Genomic DNA, 21178 nt, shown 5'->3' with positions numbered 1-21178 from the left:
CCCAGGCCCCCCGGGGCCCCGCCTCAGGACTCCGCGCCGTGGCCCAGTTCGGCGATCAGCTCCCGCACCCGCGTGTCGATGTCATCCCGTACCCGCCGCGCGTCCTCGATGTCGCTGCCCTCCAGGCTGGGGATGTCCCAGTCGCGGTACTCGACGCCGTCGACCCGCTCGACGCGGTCGGCGCAGGCGAGGGTGACGACCAGCTGGGCGGCCCGGTGGATGTCGTCGGCCAGCGGCTTGGGGTAGGCGTGCTCCAGGTTGACGCCGACCTCCGCCATGGCCTCGACGGCGGCGTCGTAGATCGCCCCGGCCGGTTCCAGACCGGCGGAGCGGGCGGTGATCCTGCCCTCGGTGTGCTGGAGGACCAGCGAGGCCGCCATCTGGGACCGGCCGGCGTTCGCGTCGTCCACGAACAGCACGCGCGGGTTCCTCGCCTCGATGGCACCCCGGGCGATGGCCAGGGAACGCAGCCTGCTGTCCGCGAAATTGCCGGCCGAGGCGGTCAGGTAGGTCTTCACGGCGGCGGTGCGTTCCAGCTCCTCGTAGGACTCCTGGAGCACCCGCTCCACCGTCTCCCGGTCCACCACATGGGCGTACCGCTCGTAGAGGTGGGCGGCGGTGCGCGCCAGGACGTTGCGGTCGAGGGCGCGAGAGGCATGGCTGTCGTCGTGGGCGGTGTCCTGGGGCGTGGTGTTCCGGTCCATCATCACTCCAACGGTGGCGGGCCCGTGCAGGGCCGATGACGGCCACGGACGGGGCCCGGGACCGGACGGCCCTGTCCGGGGCCGCCGGGCACCATGCTGGCCAGCGGGAGGGGGCCGGTCAAGACCCCGTCCGGGCCCGCCCGGTGTCCCACACCGGGTGGAGGCGGGGGTGGTCGCTGGACCCCCGGCAGGGGTGTCAGCCTTCAGGTCGTGGTGGGTGCTGACGGCGCCGGCCCGGACGCGGCCTGCCGGGAATCGGGCCCGAGTTCCCGGACCAGATCCAGGACGCGGGACTCGATCTCCGCGAGGGCCCGGCGCACGTCCTCCAGGGGGCGGCCGACGAGGTTGGGGATGCCCCAGTCGCGATAGTCCTTCCCCTCCAGCCGGTCGACCCGGTCCGCGCAGTCGAAGGTGATGACCACCTGGGCCGCCTCGAGGACGTCGGCCGTCAACGGCTTCGGGAAGGCGTAGTGCAACGGGATGCCGACCTCGTCCATCGCGGTCAGGGCGTCCTCGTAGATGGAGCCGGCAGGCTCCAGCCCCGCCGAGCGGGCGGTGATCCGGCCGTCCGAGTGCTTGAGCGTCAGGGACGCGGCCATCTGTGAGCGGCCGGCGTTGGCGTCGTCGATGAAGAGCACTCGCGGCAACGGCGACTCGATGGCTCCGCGGGCCACGGCCAGCGCGCGGATCCTGCTCTCCGCGAACCGTCCGGCGGTGGTGGCGAGGAAGGACTTGACGGTCGCCCGACGGTCGAATTCCGCATAGGTCTCCGCCACCAGGCGGTCCACCGTGGCCCGGTCCACGGCCGGGGCATACCGCTCGTAGAGGTGCGCCGCCAGGCGGGCCAGCACCTGCTGGTCGCGCTCGCGGTGGTCCTGGCCGGTCCGTCCGGCCAGGACCTGGGTGTCTGGATCCTGGTGCATGGTCATCACTCCCGTGCTGACGCCCCGGGCGGGAACGCCCGCGCCCACCGGGGCCTCGGATGGGTCAGGCGGCGGCCCGCTCCCGGGGTCGCGTGGTGCCCGCGGGGCCGGCCTCGGTGGTCGTGGACAGCGGACGGGCGGCGCCGGCACGCCCGTCCCGGGCCGCCCTGGCCAGCTCGCGCAGGCGGTTCTCGGCGAGATGGGCTGCGGTGACGGGAAGGAACGTCCTCAGCCGGGCGGACGCCTCGAGTTCCCGGTAGGCCTTCTGGACGGTCCGGCGGATGAGGCCGGCCTCCAGGTCACTCCCGTACGTGACGTTCAGGCGCTGTACCGCCCGGTCCAGCACGCGGGCGTGGACGATGTCGTTGGCACCGGTGGGAAGTCCGCCGGCCATCCCGTTGCGCGCGGCAACGGCGGTGGTGAGATGACGGCCGCTCGGCCGGTCATCGGTCATGACGTGGGTGGTCATGGCATCTCCTTGCTTCTCTCGGCGACGACCTCGTCGCCCTCCGTCACCCCGTTCAAAGTGAACGCCAGGTGAACAGAACATGAATCACTATAAGACATCCTGTGAGGAACGCAACACTCTTCCCCCGATCGGACGGCCGGTGGCGGGTCCCGGTGGACGACGGTTCACCCGGTCGTGCCACAATCGGCCACCGTGACGGACGTGAGCCCACACCCTGCACCCGCCACCGCCGGCCCGGGCGGCCCCCCGAACCACCACGAGCCGGCGGCGGAGCGACACCCTGCCGCCCGCCGGGTGACGAACCCGGTGGTGCGGGAGTCGCTGGCCATCTGGGTGGCCATCGCCTCCGCGGCGGTGGGAGCCGCCGTCGGGCTGCTGCTGTTCCAGGACCGGCGGCCACTGTCCGGGGACGGGTCCGTCGGCATGATCGCCGCCATCACGGCCGGCGCCTGCGCCGGTGTGGCCTGCCTGGTGGGGCTCGCTCGGTCCACCCGGACCACCCATCAGTGGATGACCCGCCGACGCTGGGGCTGGTTCGTGGCCGACGCGGTCGGGCTGCTGGTGGTCCATGCCGCGATCGCCGTCATGGCCTGCCTGGCCCTGTTCCGCCTCTTCCAGGAGGCGTTCACGGGGCTGACCGTGGACCGGGTGGCGGCCACGGTGATGATGACGATCATCAGTGCGGTGGCCGGGTACCTGGGGTTCAACTCCGCGGCCCGGATCTCCACCCGCTCGCTGTCCTCGCTGCTGGCGGTGTTCATGGCGTCCGGGATGATCGTGTCCATGCTGCTGGCCGAGAACCCGTTCTGGTGGCACGCGTTCTTCTCCGAACTGGGCACCGGGCAGGCCGGGATCCTGTCCTTCTGGACCTTCAACACCACCCTGACCGTCTCCGGGCTGGTGTTGACCACGCTGGCCTCCTTCATCACCCAGGACCTCTACGCCTGGGCCCGGGCCCGCGAGTCGGCGGGCGGGCGGCGGGCCAGGATCACCGTGCTGCGCGGGGGCCTGGTGGTCATCGGGCTGTGCATGGTGGGTGCCGGGATCGTGCCGATCAACCTCTCCGACCCCGTCCACTCCACGTTCATCCGCGTCCTCGGGGCGGCGTTCCTGCTCATGCTGGCCTCCATCCAGTGGTGGCTGCCCGGCTTCCCGGCCGCGGTGTACGTGGCCAGTTACCTGATGGTCGCCCTGGGGGTGGTCGCCACCCTGCTGTGGTTCCCGTTGCGCTACTACAACCTCACCGGGTTCGAGCTGGCGATGGCCGGGATCGTCTACGCCTGGCTGGTGGTCTTCATCCGCAACCTCGACGCCGTCCTCACCGTGGCCGGCCTCGGCGACGCCGAGCGCGATGAGCAGATGGAGGCGCTCGAGACGGCGCTGGAGGCCCGGACGGAGCCGGTGAGGACCCAGGCCCCGGTCCCCGCCGCGGCGCCGGCCGCGTTCCCCCGCCGTACCGCGGTTGGCGGGTGGACCCGGGGGAGCGGCGGTGACCGGACCGGTGGTCCCCGCAGGTCCCGTCCCGCGCGGGCACCGGGACGCGCCGCTGACCACGATCGGCCTGGCCCGGGAGGCCATCGTGCTGGCCGGCGCCGGGGCGGCGATCCTCCTCCAGGTCGCACACAGGCCCGTCGGGGCCGGCGTCGCCCGGCACTCGGACTTCGCCGCTGACCCGGTGAGACGGCTGCGGCACACCCTGCAGTACGTCTACGCCGCGGTCCTGCCGGAGGCCGCCGGCATGCGGGACGCGGTCACCGGCTGGGTCCGGGCGGCCCACCGTCCCGTGAGCGGGACCGACGACGGCGGCCGGTCGTACTCGGCGGCCGACCCGCAGGCCCAGCTGTGGGTCACGGCCACCCTCTACCGTGCCGCCGAGGAGGCGCGCTGGCGGCTGTGGGGCACGCTCGACGACGCCCGGTCCGAGGAGATCTACCGCGACTACGCCGTCCTGGGCACCCTGCTCGGCATGCCCGCGGACCTCTGGCCGCGGGACCGCGGGGGGTTCGAGCGGTACTGGAGCACCGCCGTCGGGACCCTGGAGGTGACCGAGGAGGCCCGGGTGATCTGCCGGGACCTGTTCGCCGCCGAGACCGCCCCCTGGTGGCTGCGCCGCCTCATGCCGCTGGTGCGCTTCACCGCCGCCGGCATGCTGCCGCACCCGGTCCGCACCGGTCTGGGGCTGGACTGGGACGGCGCGGACTCGGTGCGCGAGGACCGGTTGTGGCGGGTGGTGCGGGGCATCTATCCGAGGCTGCCCCGGCGCCTGCGTGAGCTGCCGTCCGCCCTCGTGCTGCGCACCCTGGCCTGAGCGGGTGGCATGATGCCCCTTGTGAGATCGAGAACACTCCCGTCGCCGTCACCGGTCTCCTGGCTGTACCTGGCGGTGTGCGTGGTGCTGGTCTCGCTGAACCTGCGGACCCTGTTCTCCTCGTTCTCCGCGATCCTGCCGGAGATCACCGCGGCCACCGGACTGCCGGGGTGGGGCGCCACCGTGCTGACCACCGTGCCGGCCACCCTGCTGGGCGTCTTCGCCCCGCTGGCCCCCGTGCTCGCGCGCCGCTTCGGGTCCTGGCGGGTGCTCTTCGGCGCCCTGCTGCTGCTCACGCTCGGCCTGGTGGTGCGCTCGGTCCCCGTTCCCGACGGCGGCGCGATGGTCACGCTGCTGGTCGGCACCGTGTTCTCCGGGGCGGCGATCGCGCTGGCCAACGTGGTGCTGCCCAGCATCGTCAAGCAGGACTTCGTCAACCACCTGGGGCTGATGAGCGGGCTGTACACCACCGCGATCTGCGGGTCGGCAGCCCTCGGCGCCGGGCTCACGTTCCCCGTGTACGAGGCGGTGGGGGACTGGCGGCTGGCCCTGGGGATCTGGGCCGTGCCCGTGCTGGTGACGGCCGGGCTGCTCGTGCCCGTGCTCCGGAGGCACCGGTCCGGTGCCCGGCCGGTCACGTCCACCACGGGGTGCAGCCCGCTGACGTCCCCGGTGGCCTGGCACATCACCCTGATGATGGTCTTCCAGGCGATGACGTCCTTCACCGCCTTCGCCTGGCTGGCCCCGATCCTGCGCGAGCGCGGCCTCGACGGCGGGCTGGCCGGGCTGATCGTGGCGGTGTCGATCGTGCTGCAGATGGCCGGTTCCCTGGCCGCCCCCGTGCTGGCGGCCCGGATGCGCAGCCAGTCGGCGCTGAACGTGGCCGCGGCCGCGCTGACCGCCGCCGGGTTCATCCTGTCCATCCACGGCCCCATGGCGGGGATCTGGGTGTGGACCGGCGTGCTCGGCGTGGGCCAGGGGGCGCTGACGGCGCTGGCCCTGACCATGATCACCCTGCGCAGTGAGTCCGCCCACATGGCGATCCGGGTCTCCGGCATGATGCAGGGCCTCGGGTACGGGCTGGGGTCCTCGGGGACGTTCATCACGGGGCAGGTCTTCGCCGTCACGGGCTCCTTCGGTCCCGCGGCATGGCTGTTCGCGGCCTCCGGGCTCGGAGCGGCCGTGTTCGGCTGGCTGGCCGGGCGGGACCGGGCCGTCGAGGAGTGACCGTGGGGCGTCCGTCCGCGGTCTCCGCATCAGGTCCGCGGCCACCGCATCAGATGCGGGAAATGACGCCATCCTCGCCCGGGGATGGCGACGAAGTCCGTTCCTGACGGCGAGGGGCCCTGGCGCCCCCTGCCCCTGGCCGGCGTCGGCCCCTACCGGGGCTGGACAGCCGTGGGAGAATGGGGCCGATGGCTGACCAGAACCGTTCCCGCACCCCGGACCGCCCGCCCCGCACCGCACCGGTGCAGCAGGGCCGGCAGTCCCGCCGCGCCGCCGACCCCGCGGACGCGCACCTCGAGCACGCCCGGGACGGCAAGCTCAAGCTGAACCGTCCCCAGCGCGGACTGATCGACGAGACCGAGGCCCGGCAGCTCTCCGAGGACCGCGAGCGGCTCCAGCGCCAGGGCATCGGCGGGCCCCTGGACGGGCGGATGCTCTCCAACCCGGCCGCCGCGGCCACGGGCCCTGACGCCAACCGTCCCCAGGTCCGGCCGCAGGCGGAGGGCTGGACGCAGCAGACCACGGAGGACGGGCGGCCGCTGCTGCAGTTCAAGCAGCCGCGCGTGGCCCAGCCGAAGACGCACCTGGCCGACCTGACCCTGGCCGAACGCCAGGAGAGGGTCAAGGCACTGGGGTTGCCGGGCTTCCGCGCCAAGCAGCTCTCCACCCACTACTTCGTGCACCACACCTCGGACCCCGAGCGCATGACGGACCTGCCCGCGGCCCAGCGCGAGACGCTCGTGGCCGAGATGTTCCCGCCACTGCTCACCGAGGTCCGCCGGCTGACCACGGACAACGGGGACACCGTCAAGTTCCTGTGGCGCCTGTTCGACGGTGCCCTGGTGGAGTCGGTGCTGATGCGCTATCCGGGCCGGGTGACGCTGTGCGTGTCCAGCCAGGCCGGTTGCGGGATGAACTGCCCGTTCTGCGCCACCGGCCAGAACGGGCTGACGCGGAACATGTCCACCGCGGAGATCGTGGAGCAGGTGGTCCGGGCCAACCAGGTGATCGCCGAGGGCGGGCTGGGGGGACTGCGGCGCGACGGCGGCCACGACGCCGAGCGCGTCACGAACATCGTGTTCATGGGCATGGGCGAACCGCTGGCCAACTACAAGCGCGTCATCGCCTCGGTCCGGCGGATGGTGGACCCCGCCCCCGAGGGCCTGGGCATGTCCGCCCGCCACATCACGGTCTCCACCGTGGGGCTGGTCCCGGCCATCAACCGGCTCGCGGACGAGGGCATCCCGGTCACCTTCGCACTGTCCCTGCACGCCCCGGACGACGAGCTGCGTGACGAGCTGATCCCCGTGAACTCCCGGTGGAAGGCCGATGAGGCGATCGACGCCGCCTACAACTACTTCGTGAAGACCGGGCGGCGCGTGTCGATCGAGTACGCGCTGATCAAGGACATGAACGACCACGCCTGGCGGGCCGACCTGCTGGCGAAGAAGCTCAACGCCCGCGGCCGGGGCTGGGTGCACGTCAACCCCATCCCGCTGAACCCGACCCCGGGCTCGATCTGGACCTCCTCCGAGCCGGACGTCACGCAGGAGTTCATCGACCGCCTGAACGACGCCGGCATCCCCACCACCCTGCGCGACACCCGCGGCAAGGAGATCGACGGCGCCTGCGGGCAGCTCGCCGCGGAGGGCGACGAGGAGGCCGACGGTTCCGTCACCCCGCCCGACGCCGGCCGGTCCGGGACCTCGGCGTCCATCGACCTGCGCGGCTGAGCCCCCCGGCATCCAGCGGTCGACGGATGACGTCCCCGCCCGGGATCCGGGGGTCTGACGTCACCCCCCTGACCGCCAGGTGCGGTCAGGGGATCAGGCGTCGACGCCGGCCGGGACCTGGGCGGGCACCGGCCGGACCTCCTCCTCGGCGGGGGTGGACCGGACGACGAAGGAGCCCGCGAACGCGACCAGCGAGATGATCGCACCCCAGACCATCGCGTTGTGGATGCCGTTCATCAGGGCGACCGTCGGCTCGGTGCCGCTGGCGGCCCCGGCGATGGTCGCCGTCGTCATGACGGTGATGAACACGGCGGTGCCCGCGGCCCCGGCCACCTGCTGCAGGGTGGAGAGGATGGCGCTGCCGTGCGAGTACAGGCGGCGCGGCAGGGCGCCCAGGGCCGAGGTCATCAGCGGGCCGAACATGAAGGACAGCCCGGCGTTGAGCAGCACGTGCCAGGCGATGACCGTGCCCAGGGACGACTCGGCGGTCAACGTGGTCATGCCCCACAGGGCCGCGGAGACGATCGCGGTGCCGGGGATCACCAGCGGGCGGGCGCCGACGCGGTCGAACAGGCGGCCGACGATCAGGCCGAGCACGCCCATCACCAGTCCGCCGGGCAGCAACGCCAGGCCGGTGTCCATGGTGGATTCGCCCAGGACGTTCTGCAGGTAGATGGGCAGCACGATCAGGGTGCCGAACATGGCCATCATGCCGATGATCATCATGCCCAGCGAGATGGTGAAGGCCGGGGCCTGGAAGGCACGCACGTCCAGCAGCGCGTGGTCGCGCAGTCCGAGCTGGCGCCACGTGAAGACGGCGAGGGCGAGGACGCCCACCACGAGCGGGATCCACGGCGGCATCAGGGCGTCTCCCTCGGCCGCGGCGCCGATGCTGCTGAGCCCGAACACCAGGCCGGCGAAGCCGATGCCGGACAGCGCCACGGAGAACACGTCCAGCGGGATCCTCTGGGTGTCGGTGACATTGCGGATCATGGTCACGCCCAGGACCAGGGCCAGCGTGGCGATCGGCAACATCAGCAGGAACATCCAGCGCCACTGCAGCAGGTCCAGGATCACCCCGCCGATGGTCGGGCCGGTGGCCGGGGCCACCGCGATGACGATGGAGATGACCCCCATGGTGCGGCCGCGGCGGTGGGCCGGGACCACGTTGAGCACCGTGGTGAACAGCAGCGGCATCATGATGGCCGTGCCCACCGCCTGGACCACGCGTCCCAGGACCAGGACGAGGAACGTGGGGGCCACGGCGGCCAGCACGGTGCCGAGCAGGAAGCTGACCATGGCGATGGTGAACACCGTCCGCAGCGGGAACCGGGTCAGCAGGTAACCGGTGATGGGGATGACGACGGCCATGGTGAGCATGAACGCGGTGGTCATCCACTGGGCGGTGGCGGCCCCCACGCTGAACTCGCGCATCAGCTGCGGCAGCGCGACGCTCATGATCGTCTCGTTGAGGATCACCACGAAGGCCGAGACGACCAGCAGCCAGATCACGCGCGTGGCACCGGCCGGGAGCCCGGGGTCAGCGGGCCTGGCGGACGCGCCGGCCTGCGGCGCGGGGGCGGTGATGGTGCCCTGCTGGGGGTCTTCGGCGGGGGCAGGCGACACTGTGGGTTCTCCTCGGGTTGCGCAGGGAGCCGGAATGACTCCGGTGGTCCAACGGTGGATCCGCCCAGGCTATTCCCCGGATTCCCCCGGCCGGAACATCGTCCGGAGCGACTTCGCCCCTCGTGCAACCTTTCGGCGCCTCCGCCGGTAGTAGGCGGTGTGAGGACAAACGTGCTCATGTGGACGGCCCCGACTGTGGGTCCCGTGAAAGGACGACACCATGCGTAAGGCACTTCCCCTGGCAGTCACCGCAGCATGCGGCGTGGCGATGCTCGGCACGGCGCTGCCGGCCACGGCCGGCGAGACGGAGGGATCCGGCGGGGACACCGCGATGCTCTCCGTGCTCCACGGCGTTCCCGACACCACCGTGGACGTGTTCGTCAACGGTGAGCGCACCCTGGACGACTTCGCCCCGGGCGACCTGGCCGGCCCCCTGGAACTTCCCACCGGTGACTACGAGATCGCGGTCACCGCCGCGGACGCGCAGGACGACTCGGAACCCGTCATCGGCCCGGTGAACGTCACCCTGGACGGCGGGGTCGACTACACCGCGGCGGCCCATCTCGACGCCGAGGGCCAGCCCACCGCCACCGCCTTCGTGAACGACACCTCCGCACTGGAGGCCGGGAACGGGCGCCTCGTGGTCCGTCACGTCGCGGCGGCCCCGGCCGTGGACGTCTGGGCGAACGGTGAGGTGGCCGTCCCCGGCCTGGCCAACCCGGACGAGCAGTCCCTGGACCTGCCGGCCGGCACCATCGAGGCCGCGGTCTCCGTGGCGGGTGAGTCCGACCCGGTGCTCGGCCCCGCGGACGTGGAGGTCACCGAGGGAGCCGCGACGATCGTCTACGCCTGGGGTTCGGCGGAGGACGGTTCGCTCGCCCTGGCCACCCAGACGGTCGAGGGGATGCACTCCGCCCCCGGTGGCGTCCCCACGGGCAACACCCAGGTGCCCGCCGAGGGCCAGGGCCTGTGGTGGGCCGCGGGCGGGGGCGCGCTCCTCCTGGCCGCGGCCGGCGCGGTGGCGGCGTTGCGGCGTCGGTCCTCCGTCCGTGCCTGAGACGACCCGCCGGGGCCTGTCCTCGCCCCGCGGGTCCAGGGCGGCGGGGGGAGTCCTCGTCGCCCTGGCGGTCGCAGTCGCCCTCGCGGGCGCCGGTTGCGCACCTGCCGGTGTGGTGGAGCCCCCTTCCTCCGACCCGGCTGCGGCCGCACCATCCTCCTCCGTCTCCCCGGCGCCGGCGGCCTCGTCCCCGGCGCCGGGGGATCCAGGTGACGCCGGCCCCGGCGTCCCCGCGTCCCGTGCGGGAACCGCGGAGGTCCCGGTGGCCTCCGCGGCCCTGCGGCCCGCGGCCCCGGTGCCCGCGCCGGTGCGGCTGGACTACGAGGCCATCGGGGCGCAGATGACGGTGGTGCCCACGGGGGTGGCCGGGGACGGGCAGATGGAGATCCCCGAGGACGCCTCCATCGCCGCCTGGTACCGGTTCGGCCCGGCACCGGCAGACGGCGAGGGCAACACGGTGATCGCCGCCCACGCCGGTTCGGAGCACACGCCCGAGGGGCCGCTGTACGCGCTGCGCACGGCGCGGACGGGGGACACGGTCCGGGTCGGGGACGAGTCCGGGCGGTGGCACGCCTACCGGGTCACCCAGGTGGAGCGCCTGGGCAAGGACGGGCTGGACTTCACCCCCTACTTCACCCGCTCCGGGCCGGAACGGCTGGTCCTAGTGACCTGTGGTGGACAGTGGTTGCCGGAGAGGCAGAGCTATGCGGACAACATCATCGTGGTGGCAGAGTCAGTGGACTGAGCCGTATCCTCGGAAGCAGTCCGTGCCCCGGGTCCGTCCCGGGGTGACGTGATGGACCACCGCCGCCCGCCGGGGCCACGACCGAGGAGGGACGCTGGACAGCGACGACCTCTCCCGACGCTTCGCTGCGGGGAGTCCGGACGCCATGCGTGAGGCCTATGACCAGCATGGCCGTCTCGTCTTCTCCCTGTGCATGGCGGCGCTGTCCAACCGGCAGGACGCGGAGGACGCCACGCAGCAGGTGTTCACGCGGGCCTGGCGTTCGCGGGAGACCTACGACCCCACCCGTCCGCTGGGTGGCTGGCTGACCGGGATCACCCGTCGGGTCGTGGCGGACACGTTCGCGGCCCGGGACCGCCAGCGGCAGCTCGTGGACGCGACGTCCGGCCAGCATCAGCGGGAGGACCGGCAACTGTCCGAGCAGGTCGTGGACCGGGTGCTGGTCCATGAGGCGCTGGAGAGGCTCGGTCCGCCCCAGGATGAGATCCTGAGGATGGCCTTCGTCCAGGACCTCCCGCAGGGGCAGATCGCCGAACGGCTGGGGATGCCCCTGGGAACGGTCAAGTCGCATGTCCACCGGGGACTGGCCCGGCTTCGAGCAGCACTGGAGGTGAACGATGGCTGAGACCGCGGAACGGCACCTGACCGAGGAGGACCTGGCCTCGATCGCCGCCGGCCAGGCGCCCGGCCCCGGGGCCGCAGCCCACCTGCGCTCCTGCCCCGCCTGCCGCCTGGACCTCGACCGGACCGAGCGCGTGGTGTCCGCGCTCGCGGCACCGGTCACCCTCCACGAGCCGTCCGCCGACGTGTGGGCGGGCATCGAACGGGAGCTGGGCCTCCGGCAGGATCCCCACGCCGGACCCGGTATCACCGCGGTCCCGGGCGCCCCGGAGTCGTCCGGCACGTCTGCGGAGACCGCGCCCGGAGGGCACGGTGGCGGGGGGACACTCGGTGCCGACGACGCCGGCACGGTGAGCTTCCTGCCCCGGACCCAGCGACGCCGGTGGCCCGTCATCACGGCCGCCGCGGCCGCCGGGCTGGTCGTCGGCGCCGTCGGTGCCGCCGTCGTGGCCGGCCTGATGAGCCAGGGGGACGGCGGGCAGGACACGCCGTCCCAGCCGGTTGCCGTCGGTGAGGCGGTCCTCGCGCCGGTGACGGACCGGGACGTGGAGGGGCGCGCCGAGATGGTCGCCGGGCCCGACGGCGCCCTGCGCCTGACCGTCGACGTCTCCGAGGGACCCCAGGAGGGGTACTACGAAGTGTGGCTGCGCGACGAACAGGCCAGCCGGCTGATCTCGCTGGGCACGGTGTCCGGCCAGACCACCACGCTGCCGGTGCCGGACGGCGTCGACCTCGACCGGTTCCCGGTGGTGGACGTCTCCCAGGAGGAATTCGACGGCGACCCCTCGCACAGCGGCCTGACGCTGGCGGCGGGGGCCATGACCCGGTCCGGGGACGCCACCGCGGGATGACTGTGTGTCCTGACGTGACGTGGGCGACATCCACGCCCCGGTGATCCATTGCTAGGGTGAACCCGTAACCATCCAGAGCGGCTGAGAGACCTGGCTCGACGACGCCGCAGCAACCCGAGGGGATCATCTCCCCAACGACGGGTGCTAAGGCCAGGACCGATGGAGATCCCGGATCTGCAGTCGGTCTGTGCGTCGGTGTCCGCTGCCTGCGCCGGACCAGCCGTTGGCGTGACTGCCGGTAATCCTCGGTGTGACCGGAAGGACCGCCGAATGTCGCAGAGCACGGCCGAGAAGGCCGCCACCACCGAACACCTCTCCCGGCCGGGACCGGAGGCCGGGGCCGCGAACCTCGCCGACGGCCTGCCCGCCTCCTACGCGGGGTTGCGCGAGCACTTCGCCCCGGTCTTCGCCTCGATCGCGGCCGGTTCCCTGGAGCGGGACCTGGAGCGCAGGCTGCCCCGGGAGGAGGTCCGCACGCTGGATCGTGCCGGGTTCGGCACCCTGAGGGTCCCGGCCGCCCACGGCGGTCCGGGGGTGAGCATCGAGGACTTCACCCGGCTGCTCATCGACCTGGCCGAGGCCGACTCGAACATCGCCCACCTGTACCGGTCCCACTACGGCTTCGTGGAGTCCCTGCGCTTCCTGCCCGCCCGCCTCCAGGAGGCCTGGTACCCGCGGGTCCTGGCGGGGGCGACGGTGGGCAACGCGTCCACCGAGAAGGGCGGCAACGCCCTGGGCACCCTGAACACCGTGCTGACCCGGAGCGGGGAGGGCTGGGTGCTCAACGGCCGGAAGTTCTACGCGACCGGATCGATCTTCTCGGACTACACGCGGGTCTCCGCCTCCCTGGACGGCGAGGACGGACGGCGCTTCGCGGTGGTGTCCACGGACGCCCCCGGTGTCACGCTGGAGGACGACTGGGACGGCTTCGGGCAGAAGCTCACCGGTACCGGGACGGCCCTCTTCGAGGACGTCGCCGTCCCCGAGGACGCCGTGCTGGACCGCGCCGCGGGCAGCGCCGAGGCCGTCCACGAGGCCGCCTTCTTCCAGCTGGTGCTGCTGGCCGTGCTGGCCGGCATCGCCCGGGCCGCCCGCCGCGACACCGTCGCCACCATCGCCACCCGCAAGCGCACCTTCAACACCGGGCTGGGCCTGCCGTTCCGCGAGGACCCGCTGATCCAGGAGGCCACCGGGCGGATCTCCGCCAAGGCCTTCGCCGCCGAGGCCACCGTGCTGCACGCCGCGCGGGCACTCGACGCCGGCATCCAGGCCGTCATCGACGCCGGGGCGGACGTCCCGGAGTTCACCGGCACCCTGCCGAAAGCCCTGTACGAGTCCGAGATCGCCGTCGAGCATGCCCAGGTCACGGTGCCCGAACTGGCACTGGGCGCCGCCCAGGACCTGTTCCTGACCGTGGGTGCCTCCGCGACCTCCACGTCCAAGGGGCTGGACCGGCACTGGCGCAACGCCCAGACCGTGGCCACCCACAACCCGATCGCCTTCCGGGCCCGCGCCCTCGGCGACTACCAGATCAACGGCACCCTGCCGGAGGGCCTGAACGCCATCGGCGACGCGAAGACGGCGGGGCCTGCCGCATGAGCGCCCCGACCATCACGACCGCCGGGGGGCCACGGCAGGGACCCGCGCGGGTCTTCGACGGCAAGAAGCGCGTCCTCGCCTCGGCCTTCGCCGGAACCACCATCGAGTGGTACGACTTCTACCTCTACGGAACCGCCGCCGCGCTGGTCTTCAACGTCCAGTTCTTCCCGATGGCCACCGAGCTCGGCGGCATCGTCGCCTCGTTCGCCACGCTCGCCGTCGGCGTGATCGCCCGGCCGCTGGGCGGCATCGTGGCCGGTCACCTGGGGGACCGGATCGGCCGCAAGGCCCTGCTGGTGGCCTCGCTGCTGCTGATGGGCGTGGCCTCGACCCTGATCGGGCTGCTGCCCACCTTCGAGGCGATCGGCTGGTGGGCCGTCGTCGGTCTGGTGGTGCTGCGCATCCTGCAGGGCCTGTCCGCCGGGGCGGAGTGGGGCGGTTCGGCGCTGCTGAGCGTGGAGCACGCCCCGGCCCGGCACCGCGGCTTCTTCGGGTCCTTCACGCAGATCGGATCGTCCGCGGGGATGCTGCTGGCCACCGGTGCGTTCTTCATCGTGCAGAACGTGCTGAGCGCCGAGCAGTTCGCCGCCTTCGGATGGCGGATCCCGTTCCTGCTCTCCGCGCTGCTGGTGGCCCTGGGACTGTGGATCCGGCTCGGCGTCTCCGATGCCCCGGAGTTCCTCGAGCACCAGGCCTCCGGGAAGGTCGAGAAGGCGCCGCTGAAGGTGCTGCTGACGCACCACCGCCGCCCGCTGCTGGTGACGATCGGTCTGCGGCTGGCCCAGAACGCCGTGTACTACCTGGTCACGGTCTACATGCTGACCTACCTGCGCGACGAGCGGGGGGACTCCTCCTCGGGTGTCACGGCAGTGATGATCGCCTCGGCCATCGGCCTGGTCTCGACCCCGTTCTGGGGCTGGCTGTCCGACCGGGTGGGACGCAAGGTGGTCTCCGTGACGGCCTATGCGGCGATCGGCGTGTTCGGCTGGGTGCTGTTCGCCTACCTGGGGGCCGGACCGCTGGCCCTGCTGCCCCTCGTCATCATCCTGGGCATCAACCTCATCCACGACGCGATCTACGGACCGCAGGCCGCCTGGTTCGCCGAGCAGTTCCCGGTGCACGTGCGCTACTCGGGCGTGAGCCTGGGCTACCAGGTCGGCACGGTGCTGGGCGGGGGGCTGATGCCCCTGATCGCTGCGCTGCTCTTCGCCGCCGGTGGTGACACCCCGTGGCTGATCGCCGGTTACCTCTCCGGGCTGGCCGTGCTGTCCGTCATCGCCGGGCTGGCCGCGAAGGATCCCGCCCGGCACCAGCACGGCACGGAGCTCACCGATCTGCACGGCCCCGCGCAGGACCTCGCGCCCGACGCCGGCCCTGCCGGTCCCGCGCCCGGCTCCGGCACCCCGCGCACCACCGAGAACGCCGCTGAGGGCGCCCTCCAGGGCGCTCCCGCAGGCACCCCCGAGAGGACGACCGTATGACCCGCCCCATGCTGCTGAACGCCTTCGACATGATGGTCCCGGTGCACCAGTCCCCGGGGCTCTGGCGGCACCCGGAGTCCGGGGTGTCCCGCTTCGACACCCTGGCGTACTGGACCTCGCTGGCCCGGACGCTGGAGGAGGGCGGGTTCGCCTCCCTGTTCCTGGCGGACATCCCCGGTGTCTACGACGTCTACGGCGCAGGGACCGGGGCCACGGCACGCGGCGGGGTGCAGTACCCGGTGCTCGACCCACTGGTGATGGTGCCCGCGATGGCCGCCGTGACCGAGCGGCTCGGCTTCGGGGTCACCGCCTCGGTCACCTACGAGGCGCCCTACCTGCTGGCCCGCACCCTCGCCACGCTGGACCACGTCACCGGCGGGCGGGTGGCCTGGAACGTGGTCACCTCCTACCAGGACTCGGCCGCGCGCAACCTGGGCATGGACCGGCAACTGCCGCACGACGAGCGGTACGACCGGGCCGACGAGTACATGGAGGTCATGTACAAGCTCTTCGAGGGATCGTTCGATCCCGGCGCGGTCCGCGCCGACGCCCAGACGGGAGTGTTCGTGGACCCGGACCGGGTGCACCCGATCGGCCACCACGGGACGTACTTCTCCGTCCCGGGCCAGGCGCTGACACACCCCGGGCCGCAGGGCACCCCGTTCCTGTTCCAGGCGGGGGCGTCCACGCGCGGCCAGGAGTTCGCCCTGGACCATGCCGAGGCGATCTTCTTCATCGGCAACACCCCGGAGCTGGTCCGGCGCTGGACGGACGGCGTGCGGGCGGGACTGGCCGGACGCGGCCGTGCCGAGGACGCCGTCAAGGTGTTCACCATGGCCACGGTGGTGGTGGCCGACTCGGACGAGGAGGCCCGGGCCCGGCTGGACGGGTACCGCCGGCACGTGGACGTCGAGGGCGCACTGGCCCTGTTCGGGGGCTGGACCGGCGTGGACCTGGCCGGCGCCGACCCGGACTCCCCGCTCGAGTACGTCGCCACCGAGGCCAACCAGTCCGCCCTGGCGTCCTTCACCTCGCTGTCGCCGGACAGGACGTGGACGGTACGGGACCTGGCCGAGTTCATCGCGATCGGGGGCCGCGGACCGGTCATCGCCGGTTCCCCGACCACCGTGGCGGACGAGCTCGAACGCTGGCAGGAGGCGGCCGGCGTCGACGGCTTCAACATCTCCGCGGCGGTCCGTCCCGCGGACCTGGAGCGGTTCACCGCCCTGGTCTCCCCGGAACTGCGGCGCCGCGGGATCCTCGCCGAGGGGACCGGGGGCACCCTGCGGGAGGCCCTGACCGGTGCCGGACCGCGCCTGGCCGCGGACCACCAGGGCGCAGCGTACCGGCGTGCGGTGGGGGCCGCCCGGCGCTGAACCGGGACCGTCCGGATGGCGCCGGGCCGTCCCACGGAAGCCGGACAGTCCCGCGGAACACGACGGGATGAGGTGGAACGAGACGGAACGAGACCGGGCCCCGCCGCACCAGTGGTGCGACGGGGCCCGGTTCGTGAGGGGGCAGGGTCAGTGCCGGCCACCCCGGTCGGTCGGCGTGCCCGCCTCACCGTGGGCCTGGGCGGCCTGCTGCACGATGGCGGCGTCCTCCGGGTGCTCGGCGAGGTACTGCTCGTGCACCTCGTCGACGTGCAGGTCCGTGCCCTCGATGGACTTAGGCACCATGGACACGGCGACGAGGGAGATGATGGCCAGCACGGCGATGTACACGCCGATGGTCCAGCCCATACCGGTCTGGTTCAGCAGCAGCTGGGCGATCATGGGGGCGAACGCACCGCCGATGATGGAGCCGAAGGCGTAGCCGATCGAGACGCCCGAGTACCGCACGTGGGCGGGGAACATCTCGGCGTACAGGGCGGACTGCGGACCGTAGGACGGGCCGAGGCCCATGGTGAGGATCACGATCGCCAGGGCGAACAGCGGCAGGGACGCGGTGTCCAGCATGAACCACATGGGGATCGCCCACACGATGATGATGGCGTAACCGATCTGGAAGGTGCGGATCTTGCCGATCTTGTCCCCGATGTAGCCGCCGAACATCGTGAACACCAGCCAGCCCAGGCCGCCGACGAAGGTGGCGATCAGGGTGGCCTCACGGCTCATGCCCAGCACGTTCGCGCCGTACGAGGCGAAGAACGCGATCACCAGGTAGCCGGCGGCGTTGTTCGCCATGAAGATCAGGGCCGCCAGAGTGACGTTCTTCTTGTGGGACTTCAGCAGCACGCCCAGGGGAGCCGCGGACTCCTTCTTCCGGAGCTGCATCTCCTTGAACACCGGGGACTCGTCCACGGCCTTGCGGATGAGGTAACCGACCACGATCAGCACCACGGAGGACAGGAACGGGATGCGCCAGCCCCAGGCCTGGAAGTCCTCGGCCGACATCGAACTGGTCAGGATCCACATGAAGGCGGTGGCCAGCAGCATGCCCAGCGGCACGCCGATCTGCGGGTAGGAGCCGAAGGCGCTGCGCTTGTTCTTCGGGGCGTGCTCCACGGACATCAGGGCGGCGCCGCCCCACTCACCACCGGCGGAGAAGCCCTGGATGATGCGCATCAGCAGCAGGAGGATCGGGGCCCAGATGCCGATCTGGGCGTAGGTCGGCAGGACGCCGATCAGCGCGGTGGCGCCGCCCATGCCGATCAGGGTGATCACCAGCACGAGCTTGCGGCCGTGCTTGTCACCGAGGTGTCCGGCGACCACGGCGCCGAGCGGGCGGAACAGGAAGCTGATGCCCAGGGTCGCCCACGTGACGACCTGCGCGAGGCCGGGATTGTCAGCGGACAGCGGGGCGAAGAACAGCGGGGCCAGCACGAAGGCGGCGGCCTGGGCGTAGATGAAGAAGTCGTACCACTCGATGGTGGTGCCGACGAGGGTTCCGGCCAGGACTCTCTTCTCTTCGGGGGTGCGCCCCCGGGGAGAGGCCACTGCGGCGTCGTGATGTGCCATGGTGTGCTCCAGGTGATGGTGCGGATGCTTCGCGGGGATGAGGTTACGGATTAGTGACCGACCGTTCGGTTACTTTGACGATCATAGAGGATGCCGGTGAGGTGTGTCACACGTTCCGTGCGGCCCGGTGTGAAGATCCCGGACGGGGCATTATTGGGTCACGGGTCAATGACGTAATGTCGGATGCGTGGGCGGTGCGTCGACCCGTCCCGTGCCCGCCGGCCGCCAGCCGGTGACCCGACGAAGAGGTGTCCCCATGACCGAGCAGAAGTCCGTGCCGCAGCCCCCGGCCGCCCGGCCGCGGCGCCAGCCCAAGCCCCCCGTGGTCCTGGAGGTGACGGCCACCGAACGACTGGGCCCCCACATGGTCCGGCTGACCCTGGGCGGACCGGGCTTCGGCCTCTACCAGGACAAGGACGCCACGGACAAGTACGTCAAGCTGATGTTCGCCGATCCGGCGCTGGGCCTGGAGATGCCGTACGACCTGGAGGTCCTGCGCGAGCGCCTGGCCCCCGAGCAGATGCCCGTGCGCCGTACCTACACGGTGCGCTCGGTGGACCCCGGGGCCGGCACCCTCACCATCGACTTCGTGGTCCACGGCAGTGACGGCCTGGCCGGCCCCTGGGCCGACTCCGCCCGGCCCGGGGACCGGGTGTGCCTCACCGGCCCCGGGGGGATGTACCTGCCCGACCCCGCGGCGGACTGGCACCTGCTGGCCGGGGACGAGTCCGCGCTGCCCGCGATCGGCGCGGCCCTCGAGGCCATGCCGGCCGACGCCGTCGGGCAGGCCATCATCGAGGTGAACGGCCCCGAGGACGAGGTCGGGCTGTCCGTGCCCCAGGGGATCACCGTCACCTGGCTGCACCGCGGGGCGGAGTTCACGCCCGAGACCACGAAGCTGGCCCAGGCGGTCATCGACGCCGAGTGGAGGGAGGGCGCCGTGCAGGTGTTCGCCCACGGGGAGCGGGAGATGATCAAGGACCTGCGCCGGTACCTGGCCGACGTGCGCGGGGTGGACCGCCGGCAGATGTCACTGTCCGCCTACTGGGCCTATGGCCGGGCCGAGGAGGCCTTCCAGGCGGAGAAGCGCGAACCGATCGGGCAGATCTTCCCGGAGGCCTGAGCGTCCCGGCCCAGGCGGTCGGACCCGTCGGCCGGTTCCGCTGTCCCCGCACGCGCCGTACGCTGATCGGCACGGCACTGGTCTGCACGAGTCAGCCTGGTGCGACGCAGGACAGAACGCAGTCGAGGAGACATGGCATGGGCAGCGACCACGGCACGCCGCACAGGCACGACGGCGGCCGGGTGCCCGCGGATGCCGCTACCGGCACCGGTGCCGGTGACGGAACCGGCACCCCCGGTGCCGCGGAGGCGGACCTCGCGTCTGCGGTGGAACGCCACCGCGTCGCAGCGGAGCGGTACTCCGTGGCCAAGTACGAGTACAAGGCGGCCAAGTACGCGCTGAAGGCGGCACGCCTCCGGGCGGGGCAGGACCCCAAGGGACGCCGTGAGCACGGCCATCACCGCAAGTATCGCGAACATCATGGGACGTACGGCCGCCACCGGTATGACGACCGCCTCCCGGAGACTAGGTCGCGGCGCGAGGGGGAACCGCGTCCGGACGGGGTGGACCACGGCCGGGAACGGCGAGGCCGCCGGCAGGTCGTCCTGGAGGTGGTGGCCACGGAGCGGATCGGCGAGCACGTCCAGCGTCTGACCTTGGGCGGTGACGGCTTCGAGGACTTCCGGGACAACGCCTACACGGACAAGTACGTCAAGATCCTGTTCGTGGACCCCGCGCTCCGCCTGCAGCCGCCCTATGACCTCCAGGTCCTGCGCAAGACCCTGCCGAGACACCAGCGCCCGGTCCGGCGGACCTACACGGTGCACTCCGTGGACCCCGACGCCCGGACCCTCGTCATCGACTTCGTGGTCCACGGGGACTCGGGCGTCGCCGGGCCCTGGGCCGCGACGGCCCGGGTGGGGGACAGGGTCGCGTTCTCGGGCCCGGGGGGCAAGTACGCCCCGGACCCGCGGGCCGACTGGCACCTCCTCGTGGGGGACACCGCGGCACTGCCGGCGATCTCCGCGGCCCTGGCCGCCCTGCCGGCCGATGCCGTGGGGGCGGCCCTCATCGAGGTCCCCGGCCCGGCCGACGAGTGGGAGCTCGAGGCGCCCCAGGGGGTGGAGGTGAGCTGGCTGCACCGGGGACTGGGAGAGCACGTCCCGTCACCGTTGCCCGGCGCCGTCCAGGCCATGGAGTGGCCTCCGGGACGGGTACAGGCCTTCGTGCACGGGGAGAAGGCCGCCGTGAAGTCCCTGCGGCGGCACCTGCTGGAGGACCGGGGCGTGGACCGGCGGATGCTCTCGCTGTCCTCGTACTGGAGCCGCGGCTCGTCGGGGGACTGACCCCCTGGGCCCGGGGCTGCCCGGGCGCCGCGCCCAGCGCCCGGACCTGTCCAATGGTGCCGCCCGGAAGGCCCTCTACCGGAAAGTAGTGGACGAACGTCCACTACCAGCGGGGTGCCCCGATTTCTAGGCTGTGAGGACCCCCGGGCAGCCATGGTCGATGACAGCACCGGTCTCACCCAGCCCGTTGACTGCACACCCTGGAGCCGCTGCCATGCTCGATGCCAAGACCATCACCATGAAGTGCCGGACGGGCACCCCGCACCGGGACTACTTCTGCCTGTGCAAGACCCTCGCCCCGCTCCGGCCCTACGGCGCCGAGGGCAACCCGGAGACCACGTCGACGGACCCCTGTGGGTGCATCCGGCTCATCGTGAACCCCGTCCAGGTGGCCGTGGTGGACCCGGCCTGTGACCGGCACGGGGCCGCATCGTCCTGAGCCGCGACCGTCGCGACGGTCCGGGG

The 21178-nt window shown here is 72.2% G+C and carries 19 protein-coding genes and 1 riboswitch; of the genes, 14 read left to right on the top strand and 5 right to left on the bottom strand.

The genetic code is table 11. The features are described from left to right. Nucleotides 1-23 precede the first annotated feature (23 nt). The 3 genes from CITRI_RS0106825 to CITRI_RS0106815 form a co-directional block, all read right to left on the bottom strand. Complete coding sequence (locus CITRI_RS0106825) at nt 24-704, bottom strand: three-helix bundle dimerization domain-containing protein (protein ID WP_237709015.1); 681 nt, start codon at nt 702-704, stop codon at nt 24-26. A gap of 203 nt (nt 705-907) precedes the next feature. After that, complete coding sequence (locus tag CITRI_RS16705; protein ID WP_010143937.1) at nt 908-1633, bottom strand: low molecular weight phosphatase family protein; 726 nt, start codon at nt 1631-1633, stop codon at nt 908-910. 58 nt (nt 1634-1691) lie between these two features. Beyond that, nucleotides 1692-2096: a three-helix bundle dimerization domain-containing protein gene (locus CITRI_RS0106815; RefSeq protein WP_010143936.1), complete on the bottom strand. Its 405-nt coding sequence runs from the start codon at nt 2094-2096 to the stop codon at nt 1692-1694. A 201-nt stretch (nt 2097-2297) separates the two neighbouring features. Between CITRI_RS0106815 and CITRI_RS19605 the strand changes: the two genes are divergently transcribed. The 4 genes from CITRI_RS19605 to rlmN all read left to right on the top strand — a co-directional run bounded on the left by CITRI_RS19605 (nt 2298) and on the right by rlmN (nt 7364). After that, the gene (locus CITRI_RS19605) at nt 2298-3767 is read left to right on the top strand and encodes a hypothetical protein (RefSeq protein WP_157998908.1); all 1470 of its coding nucleotides are present in this window, start codon (nt 2298-2300) and stop codon (nt 3765-3767) included. Then, nucleotides 3676-4404, top strand: a complete 729-nt coding sequence (locus CITRI_RS0106805; RefSeq protein ID WP_010143934.1) for an oxygenase MpaB family protein — start codon at nt 3676-3678, stop codon at nt 4402-4404. Before CITRI_RS19605 ends, CITRI_RS0106805 begins: the two co-directional genes overlap by 92 nt. 12 nt (nt 4405-4416) lie before the next feature. After that, complete coding sequence (locus tag CITRI_RS0106800; protein WP_369732108.1) at nt 4417-5631, top strand: MFS transporter; 1215 nt, start codon at nt 4417-4419, stop codon at nt 5629-5631. Between the two features lie 431 nt (nt 5632-6062). Further along, nucleotides 6063-7364 carry a 23S rRNA (adenine(2503)-C(2))-methyltransferase RlmN gene (rlmN, locus tag CITRI_RS16695; protein WP_192807892.1) on the top strand — a complete coding sequence of 434 codons (1302 nt, stop codon included), beginning with the start codon at nt 6063-6065 and terminating at the stop codon, nt 7362-7364. Between the two features lie 93 nt (nt 7365-7457). Here the strand turns inward: rlmN and CITRI_RS0106790 are convergent, their stop codons facing one another. Continuing rightward, on the bottom strand, nt 7458-8990 hold the full coding sequence (locus CITRI_RS0106790; RefSeq protein ID WP_010143931.1) for an MDR family MFS transporter: 1533 nt from the start codon (nt 8988-8990) through the stop codon (nt 7458-7460). Nucleotides 8991-9210: 220 nt separating this feature from the next. Here CITRI_RS0106790 and CITRI_RS0106785 point away from each other — a divergent pair, with 220 nt between their 5' ends. The 7 genes from CITRI_RS0106785 (at nt 9211) to CITRI_RS0106755 (ending at nt 16720) form a co-directional block, all read left to right on the top strand. Next, nucleotides 9211-10047: a DUF4397 domain-containing protein gene (locus CITRI_RS0106785; protein WP_010143930.1), complete on the top strand. Its 837-nt coding sequence runs from the start codon at nt 9211-9213 to the stop codon at nt 10045-10047. Nucleotides 10048-10309: 262 nt separating this feature from the next. Next, nucleotides 10310-10792 (top strand): class F sortase, encoded by a 483-nt coding sequence (locus tag CITRI_RS16690; RefSeq protein ID WP_010143928.1) that lies wholly within the window; start codon nt 10310-10312, stop codon nt 10790-10792. A 145-nt stretch (nt 10793-10937) separates the two neighbouring features. Continuing rightward, nucleotides 10938-11417, top strand: a complete 480-nt coding sequence (locus CITRI_RS0106775; RefSeq protein ID WP_010143927.1) for an RNA polymerase sigma factor — start codon at nt 10938-10940, stop codon at nt 11415-11417. Then, nucleotides 11410-12264 carry an anti-sigma factor domain-containing protein gene (locus CITRI_RS16685; protein WP_010143926.1) on the top strand — a complete coding sequence of 285 codons (855 nt, stop codon included), beginning with the start codon at nt 11410-11412 and terminating at the stop codon, nt 12262-12264. The genes CITRI_RS0106775 and CITRI_RS16685 overlap by 8 nt, the downstream gene beginning before the upstream one ends. A 65-nt stretch (nt 12265-12329) precedes the next feature. After that, nucleotides 12330-12430: riboswitch (SAM riboswitch) on the top strand. Nucleotides 12431-12534: 104 nt separating this feature from the next. Further along, on the top strand, nt 12535-13863 hold the full coding sequence (locus CITRI_RS0106765) for an acyl-CoA dehydrogenase family protein (RefSeq protein ID WP_010143925.1): 1329 nt from the start codon (nt 12535-12537) through the stop codon (nt 13861-13863). Beyond that, a complete protein-coding gene (locus CITRI_RS0106760) occupies nt 13860-15344 on the top strand; it encodes an MFS transporter (protein ID WP_010143924.1) in 1485 nt (494 codons plus the stop codon). Before CITRI_RS0106765 ends, CITRI_RS0106760 begins: the two co-directional genes overlap by 4 nt. After that, nucleotides 15341-16720, top strand: a complete 1380-nt coding sequence (locus CITRI_RS0106755) for an LLM class flavin-dependent oxidoreductase (protein WP_010143923.1) — start codon at nt 15341-15343, stop codon at nt 16718-16720. The genes CITRI_RS0106760 and CITRI_RS0106755 overlap by 4 nt, the downstream gene beginning before the upstream one ends. 147 nt (nt 16721-16867) lie before the next feature. Here the strand turns inward: CITRI_RS0106755 and CITRI_RS0106750 are convergent, their stop codons facing one another. After that, the gene (locus CITRI_RS0106750; protein ID WP_010143922.1) at nt 16868-18304 is read right to left on the bottom strand and encodes an MFS transporter; all 1437 of its coding nucleotides are present in this window, start codon (nt 18302-18304) and stop codon (nt 16868-16870) included. 256 nt (nt 18305-18560) lie between these two features. On the opposite strand from CITRI_RS0106750, the gene CITRI_RS0106745 reads away from it, so the two are divergent. The 3 genes from CITRI_RS0106745 (at nt 18561) to CITRI_RS0106735 (ending at nt 21152) form a co-directional block, all read left to right on the top strand. After that, the gene (locus CITRI_RS0106745) at nt 18561-19427 is read left to right on the top strand and encodes a siderophore-interacting protein (protein WP_010143921.1); all 867 of its coding nucleotides are present in this window, start codon (nt 18561-18563) and stop codon (nt 19425-19427) included. Nucleotides 19428-19564: 137 nt separating this feature from the next. Continuing rightward, on the top strand, nt 19565-20713 hold the full coding sequence (locus tag CITRI_RS16680) for a siderophore-interacting protein (RefSeq protein ID WP_010143920.1): 1149 nt from the start codon (nt 19565-19567) through the stop codon (nt 20711-20713). A gap of 214 nt (nt 20714-20927) precedes the next feature. Beyond that, the gene (locus CITRI_RS0106735; protein WP_010143918.1) at nt 20928-21152 is read left to right on the top strand and encodes a hypothetical protein; all 225 of its coding nucleotides are present in this window, start codon (nt 20928-20930) and stop codon (nt 21150-21152) included. Nucleotides 21153-21178 lie beyond the last annotated feature (26 nt).

It is taken from the genome of Citricoccus sp. CH26A (assembly GCF_000224415.1).
Lineage (GTDB): Bacteria > Actinomycetota > Actinomycetes > Actinomycetales > Micrococcaceae > Citricoccus.
This window is presented reverse-complemented; position numbering and strand designations above follow the sequence as displayed.

What these genes read in the sequence shown, in the direction of transcription:
- CITRI_RS0106800 (WP_369732108.1), top strand. Translation starts at nt 4,417, where the DNA reads ATGCCCCTTGTGAGATCGAGAACACTCCCGTCGCCGTCACCGGTCTCC.
- CITRI_RS0106825 (WP_237709015.1), bottom strand. Translation starts at nt 704, where the DNA reads ATGGACCGGAACACCACGCCCCAGGACACCGCCCACGACGACAGCCAT.
- CITRI_RS0106750 (WP_010143922.1), bottom strand. Translation starts at nt 18,304, where the DNA reads ATGGCACATCACGACGCCGCAGTGGCCTCTCCCCGGGGGCGCACCCCC.
- CITRI_RS16705 (WP_010143937.1), bottom strand. Translation starts at nt 1,633, where the DNA reads ATGACCATGCACCAGGATCCAGACACCCAGGTCCTGGCCGGACGGACC.
- CITRI_RS0106755 (WP_010143923.1), top strand. Translation starts at nt 15,341, where the DNA reads ATGACCCGCCCCATGCTGCTGAACGCCTTCGACATGATGGTCCCGGTG.
- rlmN (WP_192807892.1), top strand. Translation starts at nt 6,063, where the DNA reads ATGCTCTCCAACCCGGCCGCCGCGGCCACGGGCCCTGACGCCAACCGT.
- CITRI_RS16685 (WP_010143926.1), top strand. Translation starts at nt 11,410, where the DNA reads ATGGCTGAGACCGCGGAACGGCACCTGACCGAGGAGGACCTGGCCTCG.
- CITRI_RS0106765 (WP_010143925.1), top strand. Translation starts at nt 12,535, where the DNA reads ATGTCGCAGAGCACGGCCGAGAAGGCCGCCACCACCGAACACCTCTCC.
- CITRI_RS0106745 (WP_010143921.1), top strand. Translation starts at nt 18,561, where the DNA reads ATGACCGAGCAGAAGTCCGTGCCGCAGCCCCCGGCCGCCCGGCCGCGG.
- CITRI_RS0106775 (WP_010143927.1), top strand. Translation starts at nt 10,938, where the DNA reads ATGCGTGAGGCCTATGACCAGCATGGCCGTCTCGTCTTCTCCCTGTGC.
- CITRI_RS0106815 (WP_010143936.1), bottom strand. Translation starts at nt 2,096, where the DNA reads ATGACCACCCACGTCATGACCGATGACCGGCCGAGCGGCCGTCATCTC.
- CITRI_RS0106735 (WP_010143918.1), top strand. Translation starts at nt 20,928, where the DNA reads ATGCTCGATGCCAAGACCATCACCATGAAGTGCCGGACGGGCACCCCG.
- CITRI_RS0106785 (WP_010143930.1), top strand. Translation starts at nt 9,211, where the DNA reads ATGCGTAAGGCACTTCCCCTGGCAGTCACCGCAGCATGCGGCGTGGCG.
- CITRI_RS16680 (WP_010143920.1), top strand. Translation starts at nt 19,565, where the DNA reads ATGGGCAGCGACCACGGCACGCCGCACAGGCACGACGGCGGCCGGGTG.
- CITRI_RS0106760 (WP_010143924.1), top strand. Translation starts at nt 13,860, where the DNA reads ATGAGCGCCCCGACCATCACGACCGCCGGGGGGCCACGGCAGGGACCC.